16 protein-coding genes and 1 riboswitch are annotated in these 22901 nt (G+C 51.0%); of the genes, 13 read left to right on the plus strand and 3 right to left on the minus strand.

Going from position 1 to position 22901, the window contains the following annotated elements:
- Positions 1-6: 6 nt before the first annotated feature.
- Positions 7-402 (minus strand): GntR family transcriptional regulator, encoded by a 396-nt coding sequence (locus AC0YN3_RS27535; RefSeq protein ID WP_475778107.1) that lies wholly within the window; start codon positions 400-402, stop codon positions 7-9.
- 182 nt (positions 403-584) lie between these two features.
- Here AC0YN3_RS27535 and AC0YN3_RS27540 point away from each other — a divergent pair, with 182 nt between their 5' ends.
- From AC0YN3_RS27540 to AC0YN3_RS27590, 11 genes are all read left to right on the plus strand, one after another.
- On the plus strand, positions 585-1580 hold the full coding sequence (locus AC0YN3_RS27540; protein WP_475778108.1) for a Gfo/Idh/MocA family protein: 996 nt from the start codon (positions 585-587) through the stop codon (positions 1578-1580).
- Between the two features lie 102 nt (positions 1581-1682).
- The gene (locus tag AC0YN3_RS27545) at positions 1683-2447 is read left to right on the plus strand and encodes an NUDIX hydrolase (RefSeq protein WP_475778109.1); all 765 of its coding nucleotides are present in this window, start codon (positions 1683-1685) and stop codon (positions 2445-2447) included.
- 23 nt (positions 2448-2470) lie between these two features.
- Complete coding sequence (locus AC0YN3_RS27550; protein ID WP_475778110.1) at positions 2471-3280, plus strand: ribose-phosphate pyrophosphokinase; 810 nt, start codon at positions 2471-2473, stop codon at positions 3278-3280.
- A gap of 1 nt (position 3281) precedes the next feature.
- Complete coding sequence (locus tag AC0YN3_RS27555; RefSeq protein ID WP_475778111.1) at positions 3282-4766, plus strand: nicotinate phosphoribosyltransferase; 1485 nt, start codon at positions 3282-3284, stop codon at positions 4764-4766.
- Between the two features lie 423 nt (positions 4767-5189).
- Positions 5190-6608, plus strand: coding sequence for an RtcB family protein (locus tag AC0YN3_RS27560; RefSeq protein ID WP_475778112.1), 1419 nt, complete (start codon positions 5190-5192; stop codon positions 6606-6608).
- A gap of 300 nt (positions 6609-6908) precedes the next feature.
- A complete protein-coding gene (locus AC0YN3_RS27565; protein WP_475778113.1) occupies positions 6909-7691 on the plus strand; it encodes a nucleotidyltransferase domain-containing protein in 783 nt (260 codons plus the stop codon).
- Positions 7692-7731: 40 nt separating this feature from the next.
- Complete coding sequence (locus AC0YN3_RS27570) at positions 7732-8997, plus strand: class I SAM-dependent methyltransferase (protein WP_475778114.1); 1266 nt, start codon at positions 7732-7734, stop codon at positions 8995-8997.
- A 5-nt stretch (positions 8998-9002) separates the two neighbouring features.
- On the plus strand, positions 9003-11588 hold the full coding sequence (locus AC0YN3_RS27575; RefSeq protein WP_475778115.1) for a metallophosphoesterase: 2586 nt from the start codon (positions 9003-9005) through the stop codon (positions 11586-11588).
- 207 nt (positions 11589-11795) lie between these two features.
- Positions 11796-11881: riboswitch (cyclic di-GMP riboswitch) on the plus strand.
- An 82-nt stretch (positions 11882-11963) separates the two neighbouring features.
- Entirely contained in the window at positions 11964-14867 is a 2904-nt protein-coding gene (locus AC0YN3_RS27580; RefSeq protein ID WP_475778116.1) for an EAL domain-containing protein, read from the plus strand.
- 132 nt (positions 14868-14999) lie between these two features.
- Positions 15000-15809, plus strand: coding sequence for an adenosylmethionine decarboxylase (speD, locus tag AC0YN3_RS27585; RefSeq protein WP_475778117.1), 810 nt, complete (start codon positions 15000-15002; stop codon positions 15807-15809).
- A gap of 6 nt (positions 15810-15815) precedes the next feature.
- Positions 15816-16685, plus strand: a complete 870-nt coding sequence (locus tag AC0YN3_RS27590; protein ID WP_475778118.1) for an SDR family oxidoreductase — start codon at positions 15816-15818, stop codon at positions 16683-16685.
- 7 nt (positions 16686-16692) lie between these two features.
- Here AC0YN3_RS27590 and AC0YN3_RS27595 read toward each other — a convergent pair whose 3' ends face one another.
- Positions 16693-17577 (minus strand): SDR family oxidoreductase, encoded by an 885-nt coding sequence (locus tag AC0YN3_RS27595; protein ID WP_475778119.1) that lies wholly within the window; start codon positions 17575-17577, stop codon positions 16693-16695.
- Positions 17578-17726: 149 nt separating this feature from the next.
- Here AC0YN3_RS27595 and AC0YN3_RS27600 point away from each other — a divergent pair, with 149 nt between their 5' ends.
- Entirely contained in the window at positions 17727-18689 is a 963-nt protein-coding gene (locus tag AC0YN3_RS27600) for a helix-turn-helix transcriptional regulator (protein ID WP_475778120.1), read from the plus strand.
- A 17-nt stretch (positions 18690-18706) separates the two neighbouring features.
- Here the strand turns inward: AC0YN3_RS27600 and AC0YN3_RS27605 are convergent, their stop codons facing one another.
- On the minus strand, positions 18707-20968 hold the full coding sequence (locus tag AC0YN3_RS27605; protein ID WP_475778121.1) for a helix-turn-helix domain-containing protein: 2262 nt from the start codon (positions 20966-20968) through the stop codon (positions 18707-18709).
- A 300-nt stretch (positions 20969-21268) separates the two neighbouring features.
- Between AC0YN3_RS27605 and AC0YN3_RS27610 the strand changes: the two genes are divergently transcribed.
- On the plus strand, positions 21269-22873 hold the full coding sequence (locus AC0YN3_RS27610) for an extracellular solute-binding protein (RefSeq protein WP_475778122.1): 1605 nt from the start codon (positions 21269-21271) through the stop codon (positions 22871-22873).
- Positions 22874-22901 lie beyond the last annotated feature (28 nt).

A 22901-nucleotide genomic window follows, 5' to 3' on the forward strand; every position in this document is an offset into this window, starting at 1 on the left:
GGTCTCCTATTCTAGCAGGGGATGATGTTTGCTGGCTGCTGCCGTAAAAATGGTCGAGCAAATCTGCATAAACTCCTCTTGCCCGACTCCCTTTAAGCTGGCCTCCGAGATGACGAGCTGCAATTCGCGCTCAAGCTTCCGGTTGAAGTCCTGTTGTTTGGTCCAGAGGGTGCTGACCTTTGCGCCATGACGACGGTCAATCGATATGTATCCTTCGTTTTTTAGTATGGCATACGCTTTGTTCACTGTCATGGCATTGACTCCCAGATCATCCGCAAGCTGCCTGACGGAAGGCAACCGTTCTCCGTAATCAAGCCCGCCTACTCCAATTCCGATAATAATTTGGTTGCGGAGCTGTACGTAGATCGGTATGTCGCTGTTATAGTCGAGCTTCAATATCATCGGATCACCCCTGCTTACAAAGTATTATTTGTATTATGAATGTTAATACAAATAAAGCCGTTAGTCAAAAAGGAGCGGCTGTCTTTGGACAGGCAGCGCCTCAGATCGCTATAATAGGCAGAAGCGGATATAAGATCCGAATTCCATGTGGAAACCAATAAAACCGCCAAGGAGAGAACAGAATGATTAGATTCGGCATAATCGGCACGAACTGGATTACGGAGACATTTATTGAAGCGGCGCGCGGGGTAGAGGATTTCTCGCTTGCAGCCGTTTTTTCGCGCTCGGCGGAAACGGCGGATGCGTTCGCGCAGAAGCATCAGATTGCAGCTAAATTCACGGATATTGTTGAAATGGCAACCAGCGGAAAGATTGATGCCGTGTACATAGCAAGCCCTAACTCGTTCCATGCGGCTCACGCCATCACGTGCATGGAGCACGGCATTCATGTGCTCTGCGAGAAGCCGATCGCTTCGAACGCGCACGAGCTGCGCAAGATGGTTGCCGCAGCCAAGGAAAACGGAGTACTGCTGATGGAGGCGCTTAAGTCTACTTTCCTTCCCGGCTTTCAAGCGATTCAAGAAAACGTAAACAAGCTGGGCGAGATTCGCCGCTACTTCGCCAGCTATTGCCAGTATTCGTCTAGATATGATGCGTACAAGTCGGGAACGGTGCTTAATGCTTTTAATCCCGTTTTCTCAAACGGAGCGCTCATGGATCTGGGCATTTATTGCTTGTATCCGCTTGTTGCGCTATTCGGGAAACCCGATGTCGTCAAAGCGACTGGGGTCATGCTTGCATCCGGCGTAGACGGCGAGGGAAGCATCGTGCTGCAATACGGAAGCATGGATGCGGTCATTATGTATTCGAAGATTACGCATTCGTCCTTGCCGTCAGAGATCCAAGGGGAGAGCGGAAGCATCGTGATTGATAAGATCAGCGAGCCTGGCAAGGTTCAAATCCAGTACCGGGACGGAACGAGCGAGGACATCTCGCGGGAAACGAGCAGCAAGTCCATGTACTACGAGGCGAAAGCGTTTATCGAGCTGATCCAATCGGGACGCACGGAATCTGACGTGAATACGTTTGAGAACTCGTTGACAACGCTCGAAATCATGGATGAAGCTCGGAAGCAAATCGGCCTTGCATATCCGGCAGATCAAGCGTTCCCTGTATGACAAATGGCCTATTTTCGGCAAAAGGATTGACAACGGATTTTAATAATGTCATTATGATAATATCAAATCGAAACAATACTTCTGATCAGGAGAGCGACAACCATGGTCGAGAATGAATCCAATTACTCAGCCGCTAATTACAGAACGCCGGATGGCGCTCCGGCGGATATCGTCATCTTTACGATCGTCTCCACCGAGAAGCAGTCGGCTAAGAAAGCACTGCCAACCCGCGAGCTGCATGTCATGCTGATCCAGCGGAACGTCTGGCCCTTCGAAGGGCAATGGGCACTGCCTGGCGGCTTCACGAAGGAGAACGAGACGGTCTACGCATGCGCGAAGCGCGAGCTTCATGAAGAGACAGCGATCGAAGACGTGCACATCGAATACTTCAACGTATACAGCGCGCCTGGACGCGATCCGCGGGGCTGGATCATCTCGCACGCATTCCTTGCGCTGGTCAACGAGAAGCTGCTGGCGCACAGGGCGGCGGCCGTTGACGCTTCGGATGTACGGCTGTTTACCGTGGAGGAAGCGCTGCGCATGGATCTTGCTTTTGACCATAAACAGATTTTATCCGACGCCCTGGAGGGCATACGGAAGAAAATGATGACGACGACGATCGCGAGGGAGTTTCTGCCTGAGGAATTTACGCTGAGCGAGCTGTATCAGGTTATTCAGACAGTGGTGCATGACTTCGAAGAGCCAAACTTCATTCGCAAGCTGACGTCGACCAAAAGCCGCAGCGCGATTATCGAGGAAGCGGTGGACGAGAACGGACTGCCGAAGCAATCCAAGCAGTATTCGCAGCGTGCTGCGCAGTTGTACCGGTTCACGAAGGAAGAGCCCCAGTTGTCTATCTATAGCTGAACGCTAACGAGGAGAGTGACGGCATGCTGAAGTTTAATGGAGTGGAGCTAGGCCTAAAGCAATTCCCGAACGGGGAGACATTAATTAACGGCGATGAAATTTTGACGCATATGGCGGATTTCAATACGATCGTATGGAAGTACGAGGACGACGGCGATCTCATTAAGCTGATGTTTGTCAAAAGCTACCTCGATGACCGGAGAGTCAAATGTACGCTTACGATCTACTACATGCCTTACAGCCGGATGGATCGCATAGAAGGGACCTCTGCCTTCACGCTGAAATATACGGCTGCCTTCATCAACCAATTGAACTTCGAGTCGGTTACGGTTATCGAGCCGCATTCGGATGTGACGCTAGCGCTTATAGACCGCAGCATTGGCAAATATCCGACGATTCAGCTGCTGGAGCAGGTGGCGGAGGAGATAGGATTTGATATCTGGCAGGACTATCTGTTCTTTCCGGATGCCGGGGCTCAGAAGCGGTACAGCAAGGTAGAAGGGTATAAGCAGCTGGTAGGCTTTAAGGCGAGAGATTTCCAGACGGGTCAGATCAAGAGCCTTGAGGTGGTAGGCAGCGTGGAGCGCAAGGGCTTTACGGCCATTATCGTCGATGATCTTTGCTCGTATGGCGGGACCTTCATGCTAAGCGCGGAGAAGCTGAGAGAGATCGGTGCATCGCGTATCTACTTGCTGGTGGCGCATTGCGAGAATTCGATCTTTAAAGGGAAAATTCTAGAGTCAGACCTTATCGATAAAGTGTTTACGACCGATACGATACTCAATCAAGCCGGGCATGAAAAAATTCGCGTATACGAAATGGGAGGCCTATAAGATGACTCAAACTTTCGTTTATCCAGCAACGCTGCTATGTGATTTCTACAAGGTGAGCCACAAAAACCAGTATCCAAAAGGAACGGAGCTTGTTTATTCGACCTGGACCGCTCGCACGAGCCGTCTGGAAGGCATTAACGAGGTCGTTGCTTTCGGTTTCCAATCGTTTATTAAGCAATATCTGATCGCTTACTTCAATGAGCATTTTTTCGCCCGGGCCAAAGAGGACGTTGCCGCGGAATACAAACGGCTCATCCAATACGCGCTTGGCGAAGCGAACCCTGACGCCTCGCATATCGAGGAGCTGCATGATCTCGGTTACTTGCCTATCCGAATTAAAGCGATCAAAGAAGGTAAATTAGTGCCGATAAGAGTTCCGATGCTGACGATCGAGAACACGAAACCCGCGTTTTTCTGGCTGACGAACTATTTGGAAACGCTGATGTCGTGCCAATTGTGGATGCCAGCTACCAGCGCTACGCTTGCTTTCGAATACCGCAAAATATTGGAGGCTTATGCGCTTCAGACGAACGGCGACAGCACAGGCGTACCGTTCCAAGGACATGATTTCTCCATGCGGGGCATGGGCGCGCTCGAATCGGCGCTCGGCAGCAGCGCGGGGCATCTCTTATCGTTCACGGGCACCGATACGATTCCGGCAATTATCTATTTGGAAAATTATTATAACGCGAACATTGAGAACGAATTGGTAGGCACTTCGATTCCGGCAACCGAGCACAGCGTCATGTGCGCGCATGGACGTGACGAGATGGCGTCGTACCGCTATTTGATCAAAGATGTGTATCCGAACGGCTTTGTATCGATCGTATCGGACACTTGGGACCTATGGACGGTGCTGGATGTTGTTATCCGCGGGCTGAAGGAAGATATTATGAGCAGGGACGGCAAGGTAGTCATCCGTCCGGATAGCGGGGACCCGGTTAACATTATTTGCGGCGATCCGAACGGGGAAAGCGAGCTCGAGCGCAAAGGCGTCATCGAGATTTTATGGGATATCTTTGGCGGAACCGTTACGGAGAAAGGCTACAAGCAGCTTGACAGCCACATCGGAGCTATTTATGGCGATGCGATTACGATCTCGCGCTGCAGCGAAATTTGCGAGAGGCTGGCTGCCAAAGGCTTTGCCTCGACGAATATGGTATTCGGCATCGGATCGTTCACGTACCAGTACAATACCCGCGACACCTTCGGCTTTGCTTTGAAATCGACCTTCACGATCGTTGAAGGCGAAGAACGCAAAATTTATAAGGACCCTAAAACCGATAACGGCGTGAAGAAATCGCAAACGGGGCTTGTGCTCGTCACAGAGCAGGACGGGAAGCTTGCGTTCACCGACAACTTAAGCGTAGCGGAGTATGAAGCACGCAAAGCGGAGGATCAGCTCGAGGTTGTATTCGAGGACGGGAAGCTCGTGCAGGATTTGACTCTGGCCGAGGTACGCGCGAACTTATTGGCTCATTTATAATATGAAATTAGGCAATGGATAGAAGAGCGTAATGAAAACAGCGACAGCCAAAGGCTTGAAAGAAGCCGGGGGGTGTCGCTGTTTGCTTATAACCAATTTTATTTTCACAAAAAGATTGACATATGCCGGGTATTGGGAATATTATGATGTAAATCAAATGAAAGGAGGTCGATGACAATGTTCCCATTCTATCTAGAACAATACAATTTAGGACTAAGCAGTTTAGAACAAAGCCATTCAGAACAAAGCACAGCTTCATATCTCAAGTCCATTGCATCGGCCTCTTCGGGGCCTATGACTGCTTTCTAATTTTTTGCATGCTTCAAGCTGCAAGGGAAGAAGGCAAGGCGCAAGTAAAGCCATGGACATTACTCGTCCATGGCTTTTTTGTGTTCATTTGATTGTTAAGGAGATTAAACGTTTATGAAAGAAACCTATTACCAAAACGTACAGCTGCCATCGGGGCAGGTACACGTATATGCAGGACCCGAGCTCTTCGCGTCCTTAGACTATAAAGTATTTGAAATGGCGAACAACAATTTGCAAATTCCGAACCAGGTGTACATGAGCTACACGCCGGACGTTCATGTGGGCATTGGAACCTGCATTGGCACGACAGCGGTATGGAATGCGAGTGACGGCTTCGTCTCCCCTTCCATCGTCGGCAGTGACATTGGCTGCGGGATGCGGGTGCAGCTCACGAGCCTGCACAAGGATGATCTGAAGGAGGTTAAGCTGCGGCGGAAGCTGGTTCGGGCGATCGAGAAGTATTTGCCTGCCGAGGAGCATGCCAGAGGCCATTTCTCGGATATAAGGCTGGAGCATGTCGTGAAAAAGGGGCTGCACGGCTTGCCGAAGAAATATATCCCGGATGCGTACACGCCGCGCAAAGCGACCTCGCTGACCCATGTGGAGAGCAGCAGATTCGATTTCGAAGAGGATGTGCTGGATATATTCCCGGAGATGGTCTGGCATCGCGCGCACCGACAGCTTGGCACGCTCGGCGGAGGCAATCATTTCGTCGAAATCCAAGCGATCGAGATCGCGGAGGAAAATCGGGAGATCGCCGAGGCTTGGGGATTGTACGACGGCCAAGTCGTCATTATGATTCATTCCGGCTCCCGCGCCTGGGGAGGCGCGGTCAGCCAATACTGCGGTACCGATATTGCCAAAATGATGCGGCAGGAGGGGATCGGGACCTCCGATCCCAAGCTGCTCTATGCGCCGCTCTCCCATCCGCTCGGGCAAACGTACGTGAATCTCATGTACTCCGCATTGAATTATGCGGTTGTGAACCGTCACTTGATTGCTTACGCGGTTCGCGAAGCAGGCAAGGAAATATTCGGTCCGAAGTTCGAGCTGCGCACGCTGTACGATCTCATGCACAATTATGCTTGGGAAGAGCAGATGGATGGGCATTCGTATTTCGTGCACCGCAAAGGGGCGACTAGGGCGCTGCCCGCCGGTCATCCGGACAATCCGGAGGCGTACCGTGCAACCGGGCATCCCGCGCTTATTCCAGGCTCGATGGGAACGTCCTCCTATATTATGGTCGGCAGCCCGGAGGGGAAAGCGAATCATTACTCGATCTGCCACGGAGCGGGACGCATTCGTTCCCGGAACGCGACGAAGCAGCTAGTGTCGGTAGAAGAGGTAGCAGCTGCGATGCGGGTAGGGACGGACGATGAAATCGTGGTGAACCAGCGATCGATGGAGTCGCTTGTGGATGAATCACCGCAGGCGTACAAGGATGTTGATCAAATTATTGAGAGTGTGGTAGGCGCAGGGCTTGCGAGGGTCGTAGCGAAGTGCAAGCCGCTGGCTGCCGTTAAAGGAACGTAAAATAAAGGAAAATAGGGGGTGCGGGGAGAATGCTAAATCAACATCTTATGGAACGGTTATTCAACGAGAGTCAGGAATTAAGCGATAACGCTGATCCACAAGAACATAGCTCTACCCGCCGAACCCGCGATCTTAAATGATGGGAGGGCACGCGCATGCAGCGCGAAGAGCTGCGGCGCTGCCTATCCTTGCCTTAAGGCCATGGACGAATGCGTCCATGGTCTTTTTTTTTGAAATCCATAAGAAAGTGAAGGACACCGTCAGGCGTTTCTTCTTAGCAGAGTGAAAGGAGCAATACTAATGACAAGCATACATAGCGAAATTTTGCTGGAGCTGGGCAGGATTGAGCAGAAGGAGCAGGTCCGAATCGTATATGCCTGCGAATCAGGCAGCAGGGCATGGGGCTTTCCGTCCAAGGACAGCGATTATGATGTCCGGTTTATCTACGTCAGGCCTATCGAGTGGTATTTATCGATTTTTGATAAGCGGGATGTCATTGAGAGGCCGATCAGCGACATGCTGGATATTAACGGCTGGGATCTGAGAAAGGCGCTCAACCTGTTCCGCAAGTCGAACCCGCCGCTGATGGAGTGGCTGCAGTCGCCAATCCCTTACTTTACGAAATATTCGGTCGCCGAGCAGCTGCGGGGCATATCGCCGATTACCTTCTCGCCAAAGTCGTGTTTATACCATTACCTTAATATGGCGAAGGGCAATTACAGGGATTACCTGCAGGGCGAGCAAGTAAAGATCAAAAAGTATTTTTACGTGCTTCGGCCCATTTTAGCCTGCGGCTGGATCGAAACGTATCAGTCGATGCCGCCGATCGCGTTCGACGAATTGACGCAGGCGCTTATTCCGAGAGGAAGCGAGCTTTGGTTCACGGTGGAGCAGCTATTGCGGCGCAAAAAGGCTGGCGAGGAGCTGGATTATGAGCCGCGTTTGCAGCCGATCAATGCGTATTTGGAGGACCGCATCGCCTATTTCGAGCAATTCGCGCTGCAGCTGAAGCAAGGAGAAGGAGCGCGGGACGAAGAGCTCGACCATTTGTTCCGCAGCGCATTAGACGAGGTATGGCGCTAATTATTAAGGCAGTTATTTTAGAGGCAGGGGGAACGTCATCATGGCTATCGTGCAATTGAAATCAACGAATCCGAACTTTTCGTTCGTTATTCGAAAAAACCCGCATTCCGGCATGCTGCTCCGCGCCGTGCGCAAAGGCATGGCATACGGCTGGTATACGGATGAATCCACCTTCAACGTTTATTTTAAGGACGCTGACAATGAGGTATCTTATAAGCAGCATAGAGAGGATCAATTCGAATACCTCAATGTGTCCAGGTATAATACGCCGCTATTCGTGCTTGGAGCAATCAACGAGTTTTTTGCGTCGCTGATTAAGGCGCAGCATACTAGCGATACAGAGCAGTATGAGCATACGTTCCATATCAATATGATTCATATCCAGCTGCTTCGCTATATTGATTTTTTTGAGCGTCATTTGCCTGACTATTCGTTTGAAGCGGTGCATCAGGCAAGCAAAAGCTATTCGCTAACGGTTAAGACCGGCAGGCCGCTCTATGAGCTGATGCATGTCGTCAGCGTTCTTTGCTTGTTCCTATCGATGTTCAGCGAGGAGTATATCGATATTTCCGATGATATCCTCGTCAAATATGTGAAAAGCATCCAAATTATCGATGCGCCATTTTATATTCGCAGCTTGTTTGCCCGTCATTTCCTCGCATCGCGGGATCGGTTCAAGAAATACAAAGCGGAGCTGGAGAAAACGGACCGTTATGCGATACAGCTAGCTTTTGGCGGAACGGCGCAGCAGCGGAGAAGCTATATCGGAAGCGTGCTTCCGTTTGACAAGTCGATTCTCGACGTCGGCTGCGGCGAAGGCTTTTATGCCATTCCGTTTGCGTCGAAGACGGAGGCTAGCTATTATGCCATCGACATCGAAGAGTCGCTGCTGGAGATCGTTCAGCGCAAAGCGAAGGCGAAGGAGCTCGACAACATTGTCACATTCCCGTCCATTGACCGCTTCCTTGAGGCGTATAACGGCGAGCAGGTGGACGTGGTGCTGACAGAGGTGATCGAGCATATGAGCTTGGATGAGGCTGGAGCACTCATTCGGCAAATTTGCGAGGGCGTCGATTTTGACCGCTTCGTGCTGACGACGCCTAATGCGGAATTCAATGCTTATTACGAGCTAAGCGACTTCCGTCATGACGACCATAAATGGGAGCTCGGCCGTCCGGCTTTTCAAGAGTGGCTGCTGGATGTGCTGAAGGGACAGGAAGTGGATTGCCATTTTGTTTCAATCGGAGATGGCGTGAACGGCGTGCAAACGACGCAGGGTGCCATATTGGAAAGAAGGAGGGAGTAGCGCAGATGGAAATTAAAACGAGAATCCATACGATTTTTATGATGATCGGCTCGACGGAATGCGGCAAAACGACGTTTGCGAAGGAAGTACTGATGCCGCAATTGCGGTTCCGCGATGAGCATAAGGGCGTGAATGCCAATGTGCAATATATTTCCTCGGACAGCTTGCGTCAGGAGCTGCTCGGCGTGGATTACGATAAATACGATCAAGTGATGCTCGAGGCGAGCGACCAAGCCTTTAGGCTGCTGTTCGAGAAGCTGCGCCTCGTGACGAGCTTTCCGATCAACGCGGAATTTGTTGTGGTCGATACGACGGGATTGGCGGAGGATTTCCGTGCCCGAGTAAGGGAAGTCGCGAAGGAAAACAATTACAATCTGGAGGTTATTCTGTTCGATTACCGGAAGCGGGATGATTATTATGCCTCGGACCGCTCGAAGAAGCTCATAACGAGCCATATCAACCGTCTGCGCAAAGAGGTGCTTGGCTCGCTGTCGCGCGAGAGGTATGCCAAAATCCATAAGGTTCGCGCCAAGGATTTCTATCTTCCTGGCGAAGGGACCGCGAATGCGGATTATAAGGTAATCATCGAGGACACCGATGATTATTTGTCAACGATCCTTCCCCTCGATCAGAAAACGATTATCGTCGGCGATGTGCACGAATGTGTGGATGAGCTGAAGGCGCTGCTTGCAAGCTACGGCTTTCAATTGGACGGAGAACGTCTGATAGAAACGGGCAGGGCTGGCGGAACGAAGGTTCTGCTGGTCGGCGACTGGATTGATAAAGGGAACCAAACGAGAGCAATCATCGATTTCCTCTACGCGAACAAAGAGCGTTTTCTGTTCGTGCTGGGCAACCATGAGAATTTTGTCTACAAGTATATGCGTGGCGAAATAAAGGGAGTGGAGGAGGAGCTGCTGCACGCGTACTTCGACTCTACCGAGGTGCTGAAGGCCGATGAGCAGCTGCTCGCGCGATTTAATGAGCTTACAGAGCTGTCGCAGCCCTTTTATCGAATGATTGGCATAAACGGGCCATCCTACTATGTGACGCATGCGCCATGCGAGAACAAATATATCGGTAAGCTGGATACGAACTCGGTCAGGCATCAGCGGAATTTCAGGATCGACCGTTCCGCGCCGCTTGAGGAGCAGCTCCATTTCCTGAAGCGTGAAGCAGCGGCCAACCAGCCCTATCATGTGTTTGGGCATGTCGCAGCCAAAAATACGTTCCGGCTAAAAAACAAAATCCACCTCGATTCCGGAGCGGTGCACGGGAACCAGCTTACATCGGTTACGTTTTCTGCGAAGCCTTATTTCAAATCCCAGAAATCGGCCCATTCCGCTATGACGGAAGAGCTGCCGGCGCTCTTCAAGGAAGAACGCAGAGTATCTCTGCAGGAGCTTGGCGAGGAGGAGGTTCGCAGGCTGACCTATTGCTCGGGCAACAAAATTAACTTTATATCCGGAACGATGGCGCCAGCCGACAAAGATGAAGCCGCTCAGGAGCTTGAGTCGCTGCGCAAGGGCTTGGATTATTTCAAGGAGCGTAATGCCAAAGAGGTAGTTCTGCAGCCGAAATATATGGGATCACGCTGCAATATTTATTTGCATGCAGAGGCGGAGCAATGCTTCGCGGTGAGCCGGAATGGCTACAAAATCAGCAAGCTGGACTTGACGTCGGTATATGGGAAGCTGCTCGAGAGATTCGGTCATTATATGAAGGAGAACGCGATAACGATGCTGCTGCTGGACGGTGAGCTGCTGCCTTGGCAAGCGCTTGGCGAAGGTCTCATCGAGAAGCAATTCAAACCGATCGAGAAGGCGCTTGAGACGGAGCTATCCTTCTTGACGGAGAATGGCTTCGAGGAAGCGTTCGCTAAGCTGGCTGCCGATTACAAAGAAAGCGGCTTCGAGAAGGACCAGCACCATCTAACCAAAGCGGCGATTAATGAGAAATACGGGCTGCATGTCTATCAGAACTACAAGCATGTCCATGAAATGATGGAGAAGCATGTTCCGCTTGACGAGCATCTTAGCGCCCATAAGACATACAAGAAACAGCTGGAGCTGTATGCGGAAGCTGGCGAGCTTGAATACAAACCGTTTGCCTTGCTCAAAATCGTCCATGCGGACGGCAGCGAGTCGCTTCCGGACTGGCCAACCTCGGAGATGTACCGTTTTCTCTCGGATGATCCATTCGTTTCGATTACGCTAGCCGATCCGGACAGCTATGAGCAGGCTGACCTGTATTTCCGCACGTTGACGGTTGAGAGCCACATGGAGGGCGTCGTCATCAAGCCGGAGTTCCCGGTTCCCTATACGGTTCCTTATATGAAGGTACGCAACAAGGACTATATGTCGATTATCTATGGCTACGACTACCGCTTCCCTCATAAATACAGCAAGCTGATTAAACAGAAGAGCATTGCGATGAAGCTGCGCACCTCTTTGAATGAATACCGGCTTGGACAGCGCATGCTGGCCGTTTCCTTTGCGGACATTGCGCCAGACCATGAGCCGTACCGGGCAGCAGTCGCGAATCTCTTGTTCGAGGTAGCGAAAGAAAAGGAAATAGATCCGCGTCTATAACGTGATAAGCCTCCCTGGCAAGGGAGGTTTTTTTAATGATAGGATAGTATATCCGTATGCTACGCATGCCCTATATTTCTCGGAATGAACGCGCCGCGCCGCCAAAGGGCATCGATAGCCGTTTCGCCTTATGGAAACGCAAATATTTATGCCTATTTGATATGGTATATATCGGAATTATATGAAATAATCATATAAGTAGAAAGTCCTAGTTAATAGCAAAGTTGCTGAAAGGCAATGACGCAAAGCCAACAGACCTAAAGGAAATGTCCAAAGGTGGCTGGGTTGCCAAAGGGAATAGCGATTATTCGAGTAAATCCTCTTCCTGCACATCAGGTTACCGCAAACGTTATACATAGGAAGGGATATTCAGCTATGGAATTCACGATCAAGCGATTTAAAGGCAGCAGCAGCTTTGATGTCGTTCAGAAAGCAGCGAATCTAGGATACTGTGAGTACGATCATGCCAGCATGCAAGCATCATGGTCGAGCTATATGTTTGACATATATGGGTTGGATAGCGAATTTCCAATGACGCAGGAAGATTGTTTTAAGCAGGTATACCCTGAGGACCGCGAGCGCGCGGAACGAATCTTTTATGAAGCTTTTGCTACGAAGAAGGAGAGCATTCAAGAGTACCGCATCATTCGTCCTAACGGCGAGGTACGGCATATTATTGAGACGCTATCCTTCATATTGGATGAAGCGAGTGACATTCCATTAACGATAGGAACCATTCAGGACGTAACCGAAACGAAGAAGCTCCAGCATGAGCTCAACGTGGAAAAGCAGTATTATAAATCGATATTCGACAACAACCCGGATGCGATATTTTCCTTTGATCTCAAGGGACAATTCCTATCCTGCAACGGCTCGCTTGAGCGGATGTTCAACTGCACGAGAGACGAGGTTCTGCAGGGGAGCTTCCATCGTTTCGTAGAAGAGAGCAGCCTGGACAAGACAATCTGGCATTTCGAGGAAACCCTGAGAACGCTTACTCCGCAAAATTACGACACGACCGGCGTAACCAACAGCGGTGAGCTCGTCGAGGTGAATGTGACGAATATTCCGATTGTCGTCAACGGGGAACTGATCGGCATTTATGGCATAGCCAAGGATATTACGCAAAAAAAAGCGATTGAAAAATCATTGACAGAGGCTGAGCTGAAGTACCGGAGCATACTGGAGCAGTCCATTGTAGGCATCTTTGTCGCGCATGAAGATTGCTTTGTATATGCGAACGAACAGCTTAACCAGATGCTGGGATACGGCACTTTAGTCGGCCTTGAAGTGGAGAAGGTCATCCATCCGGATGAGCGTGAATCCGTTATCAGCAGGGTCATGCAGCTTGCCGAAGGCCAATCCATTGCAAATTTTCGGCATCGGGCGTTAAAGATCGACGGAACGGTTATTGACTGCGAGGTGCATTATAACCGAGTGTCCCATTCGGAGGAGAAAGCGGTAGTCGGCATCGTACTGGACGTCACGGATCGGAACAAGGCGGAGGAGCTTAACCATTTCTTAGCTTATCATGACTATTTGACAGAGCTGCCGAATCGCCGGAAATTCGAGGAGCAGCTGGACAAGCAGCTTCGGGTAAGCGAATATTTCAAGCAAAAGCTGGCTATCATGCTCATCGATCTAGATCGCTTCAAATATGTGAATGATACGCTGGGACATCCGATTGGCGACTCGCTGCTTAAACAAATCGCAATGAGGCTGAACCGAATTAGCGGAAGCGAGCATACAGCTTTCCGGCTTGGCGGCGATGAATTTGCGCTAATTATTTCGAATGTGAAGCAGCAGGTTGATCTGTCGAATAGGGCGGACCAAGTGATCCAACTGATCAAGGAGCCCTTTTTCGTTGAGAACTATGAGCTCAACGTTACGGCAAGCATTGGTATCAGCCAATCGCCATTTGACGGCTCCTCCGCGGAAGACTTAATGAAAAACGCGGACGCTGCGCTTTATTTTGCCAAATCACGCGGGAGGGACCAGTCGCAGTTTTACTCCTCTTCATTGAATGTCCAATCCTTCAAGCTGTTCTCGCTAAGCAATGATTTGCGCAAAGCGCTGGACAAGGGGGAGCTGTTCCTGGATTATATGCCCCGCGTTCATGCGCAAACGATGCAGATCGTCGGTGTTGAGGCGCTATTACGTTGGAACCATCCCGATTGGGGCTTAGTGTCGCCGGCCGAATTTATTCCCATTGCCGAGGAGACCGGGCTTATCGTACCGATCGGGGAGTGGGTGCTGCGCGAGGCATGCATGCAGAATAAACGCTGGCAGCGCATGGGGCTTCCGCCGATAACGGTGTCAGTCAACTTCTCCGTGCAGCAGCTGCTGCGGCACAATATATTGCAAACCATCGACCAGATCGTCGAGGAATCGGGCTTGTCGCCGGATAGGCTTGAGATTGAAATTACGGAAAGCTCATTTATAAGCAATGAGAAGGCCGTGACGGATCTGCTGCTTGAGCTGAGGAAAAGGAATATAAAAGTGTCGCTCGATGATTTCGGTACGGGCTACTCGTCGCTTTATTTGTTGAAGCGTTTGGCGCTCCATACGATCAAAATCGACAGGTCGTTCGTTGACGAAATGCTGACGGGTTCGCATAACAAGAGCATTATCGAATGCATCATTCGGCTCGCAGGAGAGCTCGACATGCAGGTGGTTGCGGAAGGCGTAGAAAACAAAGCGCAGTTCGAGTGCTTGCGGCAGATGCGCTGCGACGAGATACAAGGCTTTTACTTCAGCCGCCCCGTAGAACCGGATAGCATCGTGCAGCTGTTAAAAAGCAAGACGCTGCTGCGGCCTGCCGCGGTACAGGAAAAAAAACAGCCGGTGGTTAATCGCAGAAATTATTTTCGACTGGAGCTGAATCACTGCCTTTTGGCAGAAATGACGATTACGATGTTCAAGGGAAGGAACGTGAGGCTTGGCAGCACGGAGGTGCTGGTCAGGAACATCGGGCCAGGCGGTCTCAAATTTTTGGTTGGGGTCAAGCTCCCCGTCAATAGCGACATTCTCTTGATGTTCAAGAGCCAGATCGGCAATCAGGATTACGTATTGTACGGATATATTGTGTGGTACAACGAGCCGGAGAGCGATATTTATGAATATGGGGTACAGTTCCAGATGAAAGAAAAGGAGTCGAGCGAGCTCGTTCAAGCCCTTCATCATTTGGCGATCAAGCAGCGCGACGGCATCATGCCCCAGACTCAAATCTACGTAGGCGATCCGATCGCGCGTATCAAGGAGCTAAAGAAGCTGCAATAAGAATAAAGGAAAAGCATTTCGCGCTAGGCATCCGCCCGGCGTGAAATGCTTTTTTTATTGCAAAAAAACCGTTTGGCCGCATCGGTCTTTGGGTAAAAGGAAATAGTAGTTATTGAAAAGGGGGATGTTCGCTTGAAACTAACGCCGGAGCAGCGAATACAGCTGCATGGCTTCAATAACTTAACGAAGTCACTCAGCTTTAATATGTATGATGTCTGTTATACGAGAACAAAAGATGAGCGCAATGCTTATCTTGCTTATATTGACGAACAATACAATTCGGATCGGCTGACCAAAATTTTGAATACGGTATCCGATATTATCGGAGCGCATGTCCTGAACATTGCCAAGCAGGACTATGAGCCGCAGGGAGCAAGCGTAACCTTGCTCGTCTCGGAAGGACCTGTCGTCGGCGGGCCGAATGAGTCGTTCGAGGAATCGCCCGGGCCGCTGCCTGATTCAGTTGTCATGCATTTGGATAAAAGCCATATAACGGTCCATACGTATCCGGAGTATCATCCGAATGAGGGCATAAGCACCTTCCGGGCTGATATCGATGTGTCGACCTGCGGGGAGATTTCACCGCTTAAAGCGCTGAACTATTTGATTCATTCCTTCGACACCGACATCATGACGCTTGATTACCGGGTGCGCGGCTTCACGCGCGACATTAACGGGCATAAGCTGTTTATAGACCATGATATCAACTCCATCCAGAACTACATACCGAAGGAAGAATGCCTTTTGTATGACATGATTGACGTTAATATTTATCAAGAAAATGTTTTTCATACGAAATGCAAGCTGAAGCAATTCGATCTGAACAATTATTTGTTCGGTTATACGAAGGACTCCTTGACCAAGATAGAGCAAGAGGAAATTACGCACAGGCTGAAAACCGAAATGGACGAAATCTTTTATGGGAAAAATATAAGGAGCTGATCAGTTATGCCTAATCCTGCATCGAAGAGCCAAGTGAATCCGCCACAGCACCAAAACCGCCAACCCGGTATCGAATCCGAAATGAACCCGCTTCCCGTATATGAAACGGATGCTTACAAAGCGGCAGGCAAGCTTAAAGGAAAAACGGCAATCATTACAGGAGGAGACAGCGGTATCGGCCGTGCCGTAGCCGTCGCATACGCGAAGGAGGGCGCCGACGTTGCCATCGTCTATTTGAATGAGCATGGGGATGCCGAGAAAACGAAGGAGGTCGTCGAGAAAGCAGGCGTGAAATGCCTGCTGATCGCCGGCGACGTTGGAGATGAAGCGTTCTGCAAGAGCGTGATCGAGCAGACCATCAACGAGTTCGGCAAGCTGGATATTCTTGTGAATAATGCGGCAGAGCAGCATGTGCAGCAGAAGCTGGAGGACATCACCTCCGAGCAGCTGGTGGCCACATTCCGTACGAACGTATTCAGCATGTTCTATTTAACAATCGTGGCGCTACCGCATCTGAAGGCTTCAAGCTCGATCATCAATACAGCCTCCATCACCGCGTACCGCGGCAATCCGACGCTGATTGATTATTCGGCAACAAAGGGAGCGATCGTTTCCTTTACGCGTGCGCTGTCCGTCAATGTAGCGGCGCAAGGCATCCGGGTTAACGGTGTCGCTCCCGGACCGATCTGGACGCCGCTTATTCCAGCTACGTTCGATGATCAGGCCGTAGCGGAATTCGGCTCCGATACGCCGATGAAAAGGCCGGGACAGCCGCATGAGCTAGCGGCTGCCTACGTCTACTTGGCTTGCGATGATTCAAGCTATATGACCGGGCAATTCCTGCATATTAATGGCGGAGAAGTCGTTAACGGATAGCGCAGGCTTACAGGAAGCCATGCTGCTTCGCATAATTTCCCCAGTGTGGCTGTCTGCCGTCGACATCGATGATGCCGAATTCGTCGGACAGCTGCCAGCTGGAGAATACGTGGCCGGACCTCTCCATGAGGTCTTTTTGCGCTGATAGCGCGGCTATGCCCCGACCGACGAAAAAAGGCGTTTCGGATTGGCTGAAGTGCTCGGCGTCCGGCTTGCCGCCGGTCACGGCATCCATCCAATTGGCTTCTTCGACCTCAAAGTGTTCCAGCATCTCTTCGGAGCGGAGGAAGCCCGGCGTTACGGCTACGGCAGCGACCCCATGAGGCTTCAGGTCGGCGGCCATCGCTGACGCCAAATGGATTGGCGATATTTTGGCCAAGCTGTAGAACAAGCTTCCGCGGTAACGGTAGTCAATGCCGTCCGTTACTTCTATAATTAAGCCGCTTTTTCTTTTCACCAGCAGAGGTGCCCCGTAATGGCTCGTAATGAGATGCGTCTTCACTGCACGCTCCTGCATGAGCAGTCCTTTACTCAGCGAATGCTCCCAGAACGGCGTATTCCACTCTGTTAATTTCTCGCCGCCCCAAATGTTGTTGATTAGAATGTCGAGCTGTCCGTTCTGTTCCTGATCTATCCGCTCGAATAGGGCCTTTACTTCCGCTTCGACAGAATGATCGACTTGAACGTGTATGCCAATCCCTCCCTTCGCCGTTACAAGCTCGGCGGTTTCCTCAATCGTCTCTGCCCGGTTCAAGTCCGATGCCTGTCCTCGAATGCTCCTGCCTGTGCAATACACGGTAGCTCCCGCTTCGCCTAGACCTGCAGCAATGCCTCGGCCTGCTCCGCGCGTCGCACCGGCAACAATCGCTACTTTCCCTTGCAATGGTTTCATGTTTGTCTCTCCTGTCTCTTTTCATTTGTTTACTCTTCGCTAGTTTAGCAAACGATATACGACAAGTACTGTCATATATACATGCTACAATAAAAAATAATAATAGAATGAGTGATGCCGCACTGGCAGACATAAAAGGGGGAAGCTCTATGCGGGCGGGAAGGCTAATCGCAATCGTGCTGCTCATGCAAAATAACGGCAAGATGACCTCGAAGGCGCTGGCCGAGAAGCTGGAGGTGTCCGAGCGGACGATTATCCGCGATATGGAATCATTATGTGAAGCAGGCGTACCCGTGTATGCGGAGCGGGGCTTGCATGGCGGGTGGGTGCTGGATGGCGGCTACCGGACCCAGTTGACCGGGATACATCCGGATGAGCTCATCTCCGTGCTTGTTGCCAGCTCAACGTCGTTGCTGGGCGATCTTGGCATATCGCAGCAATACGAAGCGGCTGTCCAGAAGCTGCTGGCCGCTGCTCCCGATGCCGTGAGCAAAGGAGCGGCATCGGTGAGACAGAAAATCCATATCGATGGAGCGGGCTGGCATCAGGTTGAGGAGTCGCAGATTTTCCTGCCGATTGTCCAGGAAGCGGTTTGGGAGGAGCGGCTGCTGCACATTCGTTACCAACGGGGCGAGGACGCCGCCGAGCGTACGATTCGCCCGCTTGGGCTGGTTGCCAAGCGGAATATTTGGTATGTCGTCGGTGAGGCAGAGGGGGAGAGGAAAACGTACCGCATCTCTAAGCTGCTCGGCGCAGTCATGCTGGAGAAACGATTCGAGCGCCCGGAAGACTTCGATCTGGCTGGCTATTGGGAGCAATCGATCGGCGCGTTCAAGCAATGCTTGCCCAAGTATCCCGCCGTTATTGCGTTAAGCGACGCGTCTGTACTTGCGCGGCTTGCCAAGGAGCGGTATGTCACCGTAACGGAAACAAGCCCTGCCGAAGATCCGGCGGGCTGGATGACCGCGCATGTTGCGTTCCAAGCGGAGCAATCCGCCAGGGAAATCATTCTAAGCTACGGCTCGCGCATCAAGGTGGTATGGCCTGATGAACTGTGCGAGCTGGTGACCAAGGAGCTGCGTGCCGCGCTGGATGCGTATACCGTACACTAAACCATGCGGGTCGCGGATTAACCGATTTTCCGCTCCAGTACGGATTGCTTGCGGTATTCGCTAGGGGCAAGGCCCGTTCCCTTCTTGAACATGCGATTAAACGATGTAACGTTGTGATAGCCGACTTGGCGGCTAATATCATTAATATTTAAGGTCGTGCCTGTGAGCAGCTCCTTTGCCTTGGATACTCTCAAGCTATTGAGATGCTCGCTGAAGTTGGTACCCGTCTTCTCTTTAATATAGGCGGATAAATACGCGCTCGACATGTTCAGCGTATGCGCCAAATAATCAAGAGAAAGCTCCTCCGCGAATTGCTTCTCTATAATTTCCATCACTCTAGCCGCAATGGGATCGAAGGTGTCGGCCCTATTCTCAATCATTAGCACGGCAGCAGCTTCGAAAAGGCGGCTGAGCACTTCCTTATAATCAGAGAGCGTGCAGCATGCGGCAAGTTTGTAATGCAGCGGCTTGATGGCCCAAGACTGGCTCGCATCCAATTGCATGGCTCCTAGTGAGGCTGCTACCTTCTCGAAGACGAGCGTAGAGAAAGCCTCGTATTGCAGGGCTGCTGCTCCGGTTGCGTACATGTCTTCCAAGAGGCTGTCAATCAGCATGAATGCAGCATCCCCTTGGCCGCCTTGTATAGCCGCGACAAGCTCTTGCTCCTGCAAAAGCGTTAACCGAAGTGGATCGGGCAATTCTCTCGCTTCCAGAATAAGCTGCGTTTCATCGAGCAGCTTAGCTTGCCGGGAAAGCATTTGGACCTGCTCGTAAGCATAACCGAGCTGGGAGGGGTGCTCGAATCTAGCGCTGACTGCTATCGTCGCCAAGCAATAATGCTTGCATTGATCCAGCATCCCCTTCATCTTCTCCAGCATGCCCTCGATTTCCACGCCTTTACTCTCTTTAATAACCGTTAATATATAATTTTTCTCCATTTGAAACGTGTGGGAGGACGCGCAATGCTCTTGCGCGATATGCCGAATGTGTTCACGGATGGCAAGTGTTGCAGTCTCTGGCCTTAAATTGAGCACGCTGAGCATAGAGCCGCGGAAACGCAGCTCGTAGAGCACAACCGTATAGGATTCATTCATCGACTGAAGCTGCTCCAGCTCCACGATATCCTCATTGATGTTTTTCAATTGGCTCATATAACCGAAGTTGGTTAACAGCGTGCGCTGCTTAGCCATTTTGGCTTGAACTTCCTCCCGTTCCTTCAACAGCTCCTTAATGTTCCGGTCTATAAAAGCATATTCCTCGATAGGGCTGGGCTGTTTATCCTGAAGCTTGTTGGAGAAAGCGTCAACCAGCTGCTTGACGGGCAGCTCAAGCCGCTTGCTGAACAGAATGGATGCGGCGATCCCGATGATCAGCGTTAGGGCAAGAACGACTGCGGCAGTGAAATTCCACTCACTGAGCTGCGAGGTAATCGCTTGGGCTGGTACTCGCGTGAAATAGCGCAGCCCGCTGGAATCGCTTGTCCGAAACCAGTATTGGCCGTTTATCAGCAAATGGCTTTCTCCCTCGCCGAATGCAGGAATCGAGCCCGCATTTAGTTCTGCATCCGAGCTATAGAGCAGCAGCCCGTCCTTGCTTGTTATAGCAAATGTCCTGCTGAGCTCGTCGCCAAACAAAGCGTGCCGCGTTTTTTCCATATCGAGCAACGCGATGATTTGGTACTGGCTGCCAGGCGTCTTATAGACAAACGGCATCAGCGTGCTGCCGTGCGGCAGCTCGACAGATCGGTTATAGCGCACGGCGGGCAAAAGAGTGAGCGTGTTGTCCGCGAGAAGCTGATTTTGCCAGTATGTATACGTATAAACCGAGCTTTGATAGGCTCTGCCTAACATATCCTCCGCGCTGCTGCTGCCTTCCTGATCAATCGCGAAGGCGTTGCCGCCAAAATGGAGGATTAAGCTCTCTAAATAGAAGAGCGGGTCATTCGCTTCGGCACGAAGCTGCGATGAGATTTTTTTGGCGGTCAAATAATCGGTTCCGGTTTCTCCGAACAAACGAATTTGACGGTTGAAGCTCTGCACGTCTGTCTCTTTATATTTGCTGTAAAGCAAGGTTTGCAATCTGGAGAAGTGATTGGCGTAACGCTCTGCCGAATGCTGCAGCAGCATGCGGTTCGATGCGATAATTTCTTCCTCCAGCTTCGATTTGAAAAAAATAAAGCTGACGCCATTAAACAGTGAAAACAAAACAATGATACATATAAAGAACAGCAAGCTGGTAACGAAGAGAGAACGGGACGGAAACAAACGTCTGAAGGCCATGGCTTTCAGCTCCTTTCGGCATGAGGTCGGATCGATGATGTCAGGACTCGGTTCACTCTTTATGTTACTTCACGCAAGCGGGGTAGCGGTATGCCCGCCATGTTGTTTTTTTGTAAAGAGAGCTTGGGGAACGGGAAGAAAAAGGGCTGTTATTGCCCGATTTCCCAATGTTAATGCGATTTCATAAGAAGGGGAAACATTCGTAAAAATCGATGATTCACAAAAAATACGCGCCGTTATAAGATCGGGCTGCAACATGAACCGAAGTAACGGGGTGAGATGAGAAGAGGATAACAACAGATGAAACGAGCTTATAAATATGCAGCGGCCGCATGCATTTTAATGACAGTGCTGCTGGCCAGCTGCAATGCCAAGGACGGCCCTGCGACAGGCGATACGGAGCATGCCGAAGGGCAGCCGGGCATGCCGATTGTGAGCGAACCGATTTCGCTTACGTTTTTTACGGGCAAAGCGCCGAATAACGGAGAGCCGTTCGAGGATATTCTCGTGTGGAAGACATACGCCAAGCTTACGAATATGAATATTCGGTTCGAGCTTGTCCCCTTCGACGTGCTGACGGAGAAACGGGCGCTGTCGCTGGAGGGCGACAACCTTCCGGATGGCTTCTACTCTGCGCGGCTAACGCCGGAGGAGCTTGCCGCATACGGAAAGCGAGGCGTACTCATCCCGCTCGATGATCTAATTGACGACTACGCGCCTAACTTTAAAGCGCTGCTGGAAAAGTATCCGATGCTGCGCAAAGGACTTGCCATGCCGGATGGGCATATCTATTCGTTTCCGTCCTTCTACGATCCTAGCTTTTTATCGATGCAGATCGGTACGCCGCTTTGGGTGAACAAGCAATGGCTGGACAAGCTCGACATGGCGGAGCCTCAAACGACGGAGCAATTCCGGTCTTACCTGCTCGCGGTTAAAGGGGCTGACTTGAACGGCAACGGAAAACAGGATGAAATCCCTTATAGCGGAGTTGGGGTCGGTACGCTGATCAATCAGCTAAAGGGAGCTTGGGGAATGGGCAATCGCGGCTTAGGACATAAGTTCGTTGACGTAGATCCCCTTACGCAGCAGCTGCGGTTTACGAAAGCTTTGCCCGGATACAAAGAGATGCTGCAATATATCCATGGATTAAAAAAAGACGGATTATTGGACAGGGACATTTTCTCGATTAAAGAGAACGCGCTGAATGCGAAAGGGAATGAAGGCCTATTAGGCGCAATGATCGTGCCTAACCCCGCAGCCGTTATGGGCAGGGACGAATATATCGGCCTCGGCGCGCTTCAGGGACCATACGGGGATCACCTTTATACGCAAATGAAGGTACCTCTCGTTCATCAAGGCGCTTTCGCCGTGACGAGCGCAAACCGATATCCCGAAGCTACCGTACGCTGGATGGATTATTTCTTTGGCGAGGAGGGAGCCTCCCTCTTCTTTATGGGCGAGGAGGGCGTAACCTATGCCAAGGACGAAGAGGGACAGCCCCGATTTTTGCCTTTTATTACGGATAATCCTGACGGGCTAACGATGGATCAAGCGTTGATGCCCTATGTGACTTGGCTTGGAGGCAGCTATCCCGGATTTGTGCGCCAGTCTTATTTTAGAGGATCGGAATCGATGAAGGGTTCGCTAATGGCAGCGGAGAAGGCAAGGCCGGATGCGGTTGCGGAAGTTTGGGGGAAATTCAGCTTCACGAAGGATGAGGAGCTGTTCATGTTAACGGTCGGTGCCGATTTGGAAGCCTATATTAACGATATGGAGCTGAAATTCATTAATGGCAGCGTACCATTTGCGGAGTGGGACAGCTATCTATCCACTTTGGATGCGATGGGCGTCCGTGAATATATGCACATTTACGGGCAAGCGTACGAGAGATACGTCCATGATTAAAGAAAGCAAACGAAATATGGGAGCGTGT

The organism is Paenibacillus sp. J22R232 (genome assembly GCF_056269165.1).

What these genes read in the sequence shown, in the direction of transcription:
- AC0YN3_RS27535 (WP_475778107.1), bottom strand. Translation starts at nt 402, where the DNA reads ATGATATTGAAGCTCGACTATAACAGCGACATACCGATCTACGTACAG.
- AC0YN3_RS27540 (WP_475778108.1), top strand. Translation starts at nt 585, where the DNA reads ATGATTAGATTCGGCATAATCGGCACGAACTGGATTACGGAGACATTT.
- AC0YN3_RS27545 (WP_475778109.1), top strand. Translation starts at nt 1,683, where the DNA reads ATGGTCGAGAATGAATCCAATTACTCAGCCGCTAATTACAGAACGCCG.
- AC0YN3_RS27550 (WP_475778110.1), top strand. Translation starts at nt 2,471, where the DNA reads ATGCTGAAGTTTAATGGAGTGGAGCTAGGCCTAAAGCAATTCCCGAAC.
- AC0YN3_RS27555 (WP_475778111.1), top strand. Translation starts at nt 3,282, where the DNA reads ATGACTCAAACTTTCGTTTATCCAGCAACGCTGCTATGTGATTTCTAC.
- AC0YN3_RS27560 (WP_475778112.1), top strand. Translation starts at nt 5,190, where the DNA reads ATGAAAGAAACCTATTACCAAAACGTACAGCTGCCATCGGGGCAGGTA.
- AC0YN3_RS27565 (WP_475778113.1), top strand. Translation starts at nt 6,909, where the DNA reads ATGACAAGCATACATAGCGAAATTTTGCTGGAGCTGGGCAGGATTGAG.
- AC0YN3_RS27570 (WP_475778114.1), top strand. Translation starts at nt 7,732, where the DNA reads ATGGCTATCGTGCAATTGAAATCAACGAATCCGAACTTTTCGTTCGTT.
- AC0YN3_RS27575 (WP_475778115.1), top strand. Translation starts at nt 9,003, where the DNA reads ATGGAAATTAAAACGAGAATCCATACGATTTTTATGATGATCGGCTCG.
- AC0YN3_RS27580 (WP_475778116.1), top strand. Translation starts at nt 11,964, where the DNA reads ATGGAATTCACGATCAAGCGATTTAAAGGCAGCAGCAGCTTTGATGTC.
- AC0YN3_RS27590 (WP_475778118.1), top strand. Translation starts at nt 15,816, where the DNA reads ATGCCTAATCCTGCATCGAAGAGCCAAGTGAATCCGCCACAGCACCAA.
- AC0YN3_RS27595 (WP_475778119.1), bottom strand. Translation starts at nt 17,577, where the DNA reads ATGAAACCATTGCAAGGGAAAGTAGCGATTGTTGCCGGTGCGACGCGC.
- AC0YN3_RS27600 (WP_475778120.1), top strand. Translation starts at nt 17,727, where the DNA reads ATGCGGGCGGGAAGGCTAATCGCAATCGTGCTGCTCATGCAAAATAAC.
- AC0YN3_RS27605 (WP_475778121.1), bottom strand. Translation starts at nt 20,968, where the DNA reads ATGGCCTTCAGACGTTTGTTTCCGTCCCGTTCTCTCTTCGTTACCAGC.
- AC0YN3_RS27610 (WP_475778122.1), top strand. Translation starts at nt 21,269, where the DNA reads ATGAAACGAGCTTATAAATATGCAGCGGCCGCATGCATTTTAATGACA.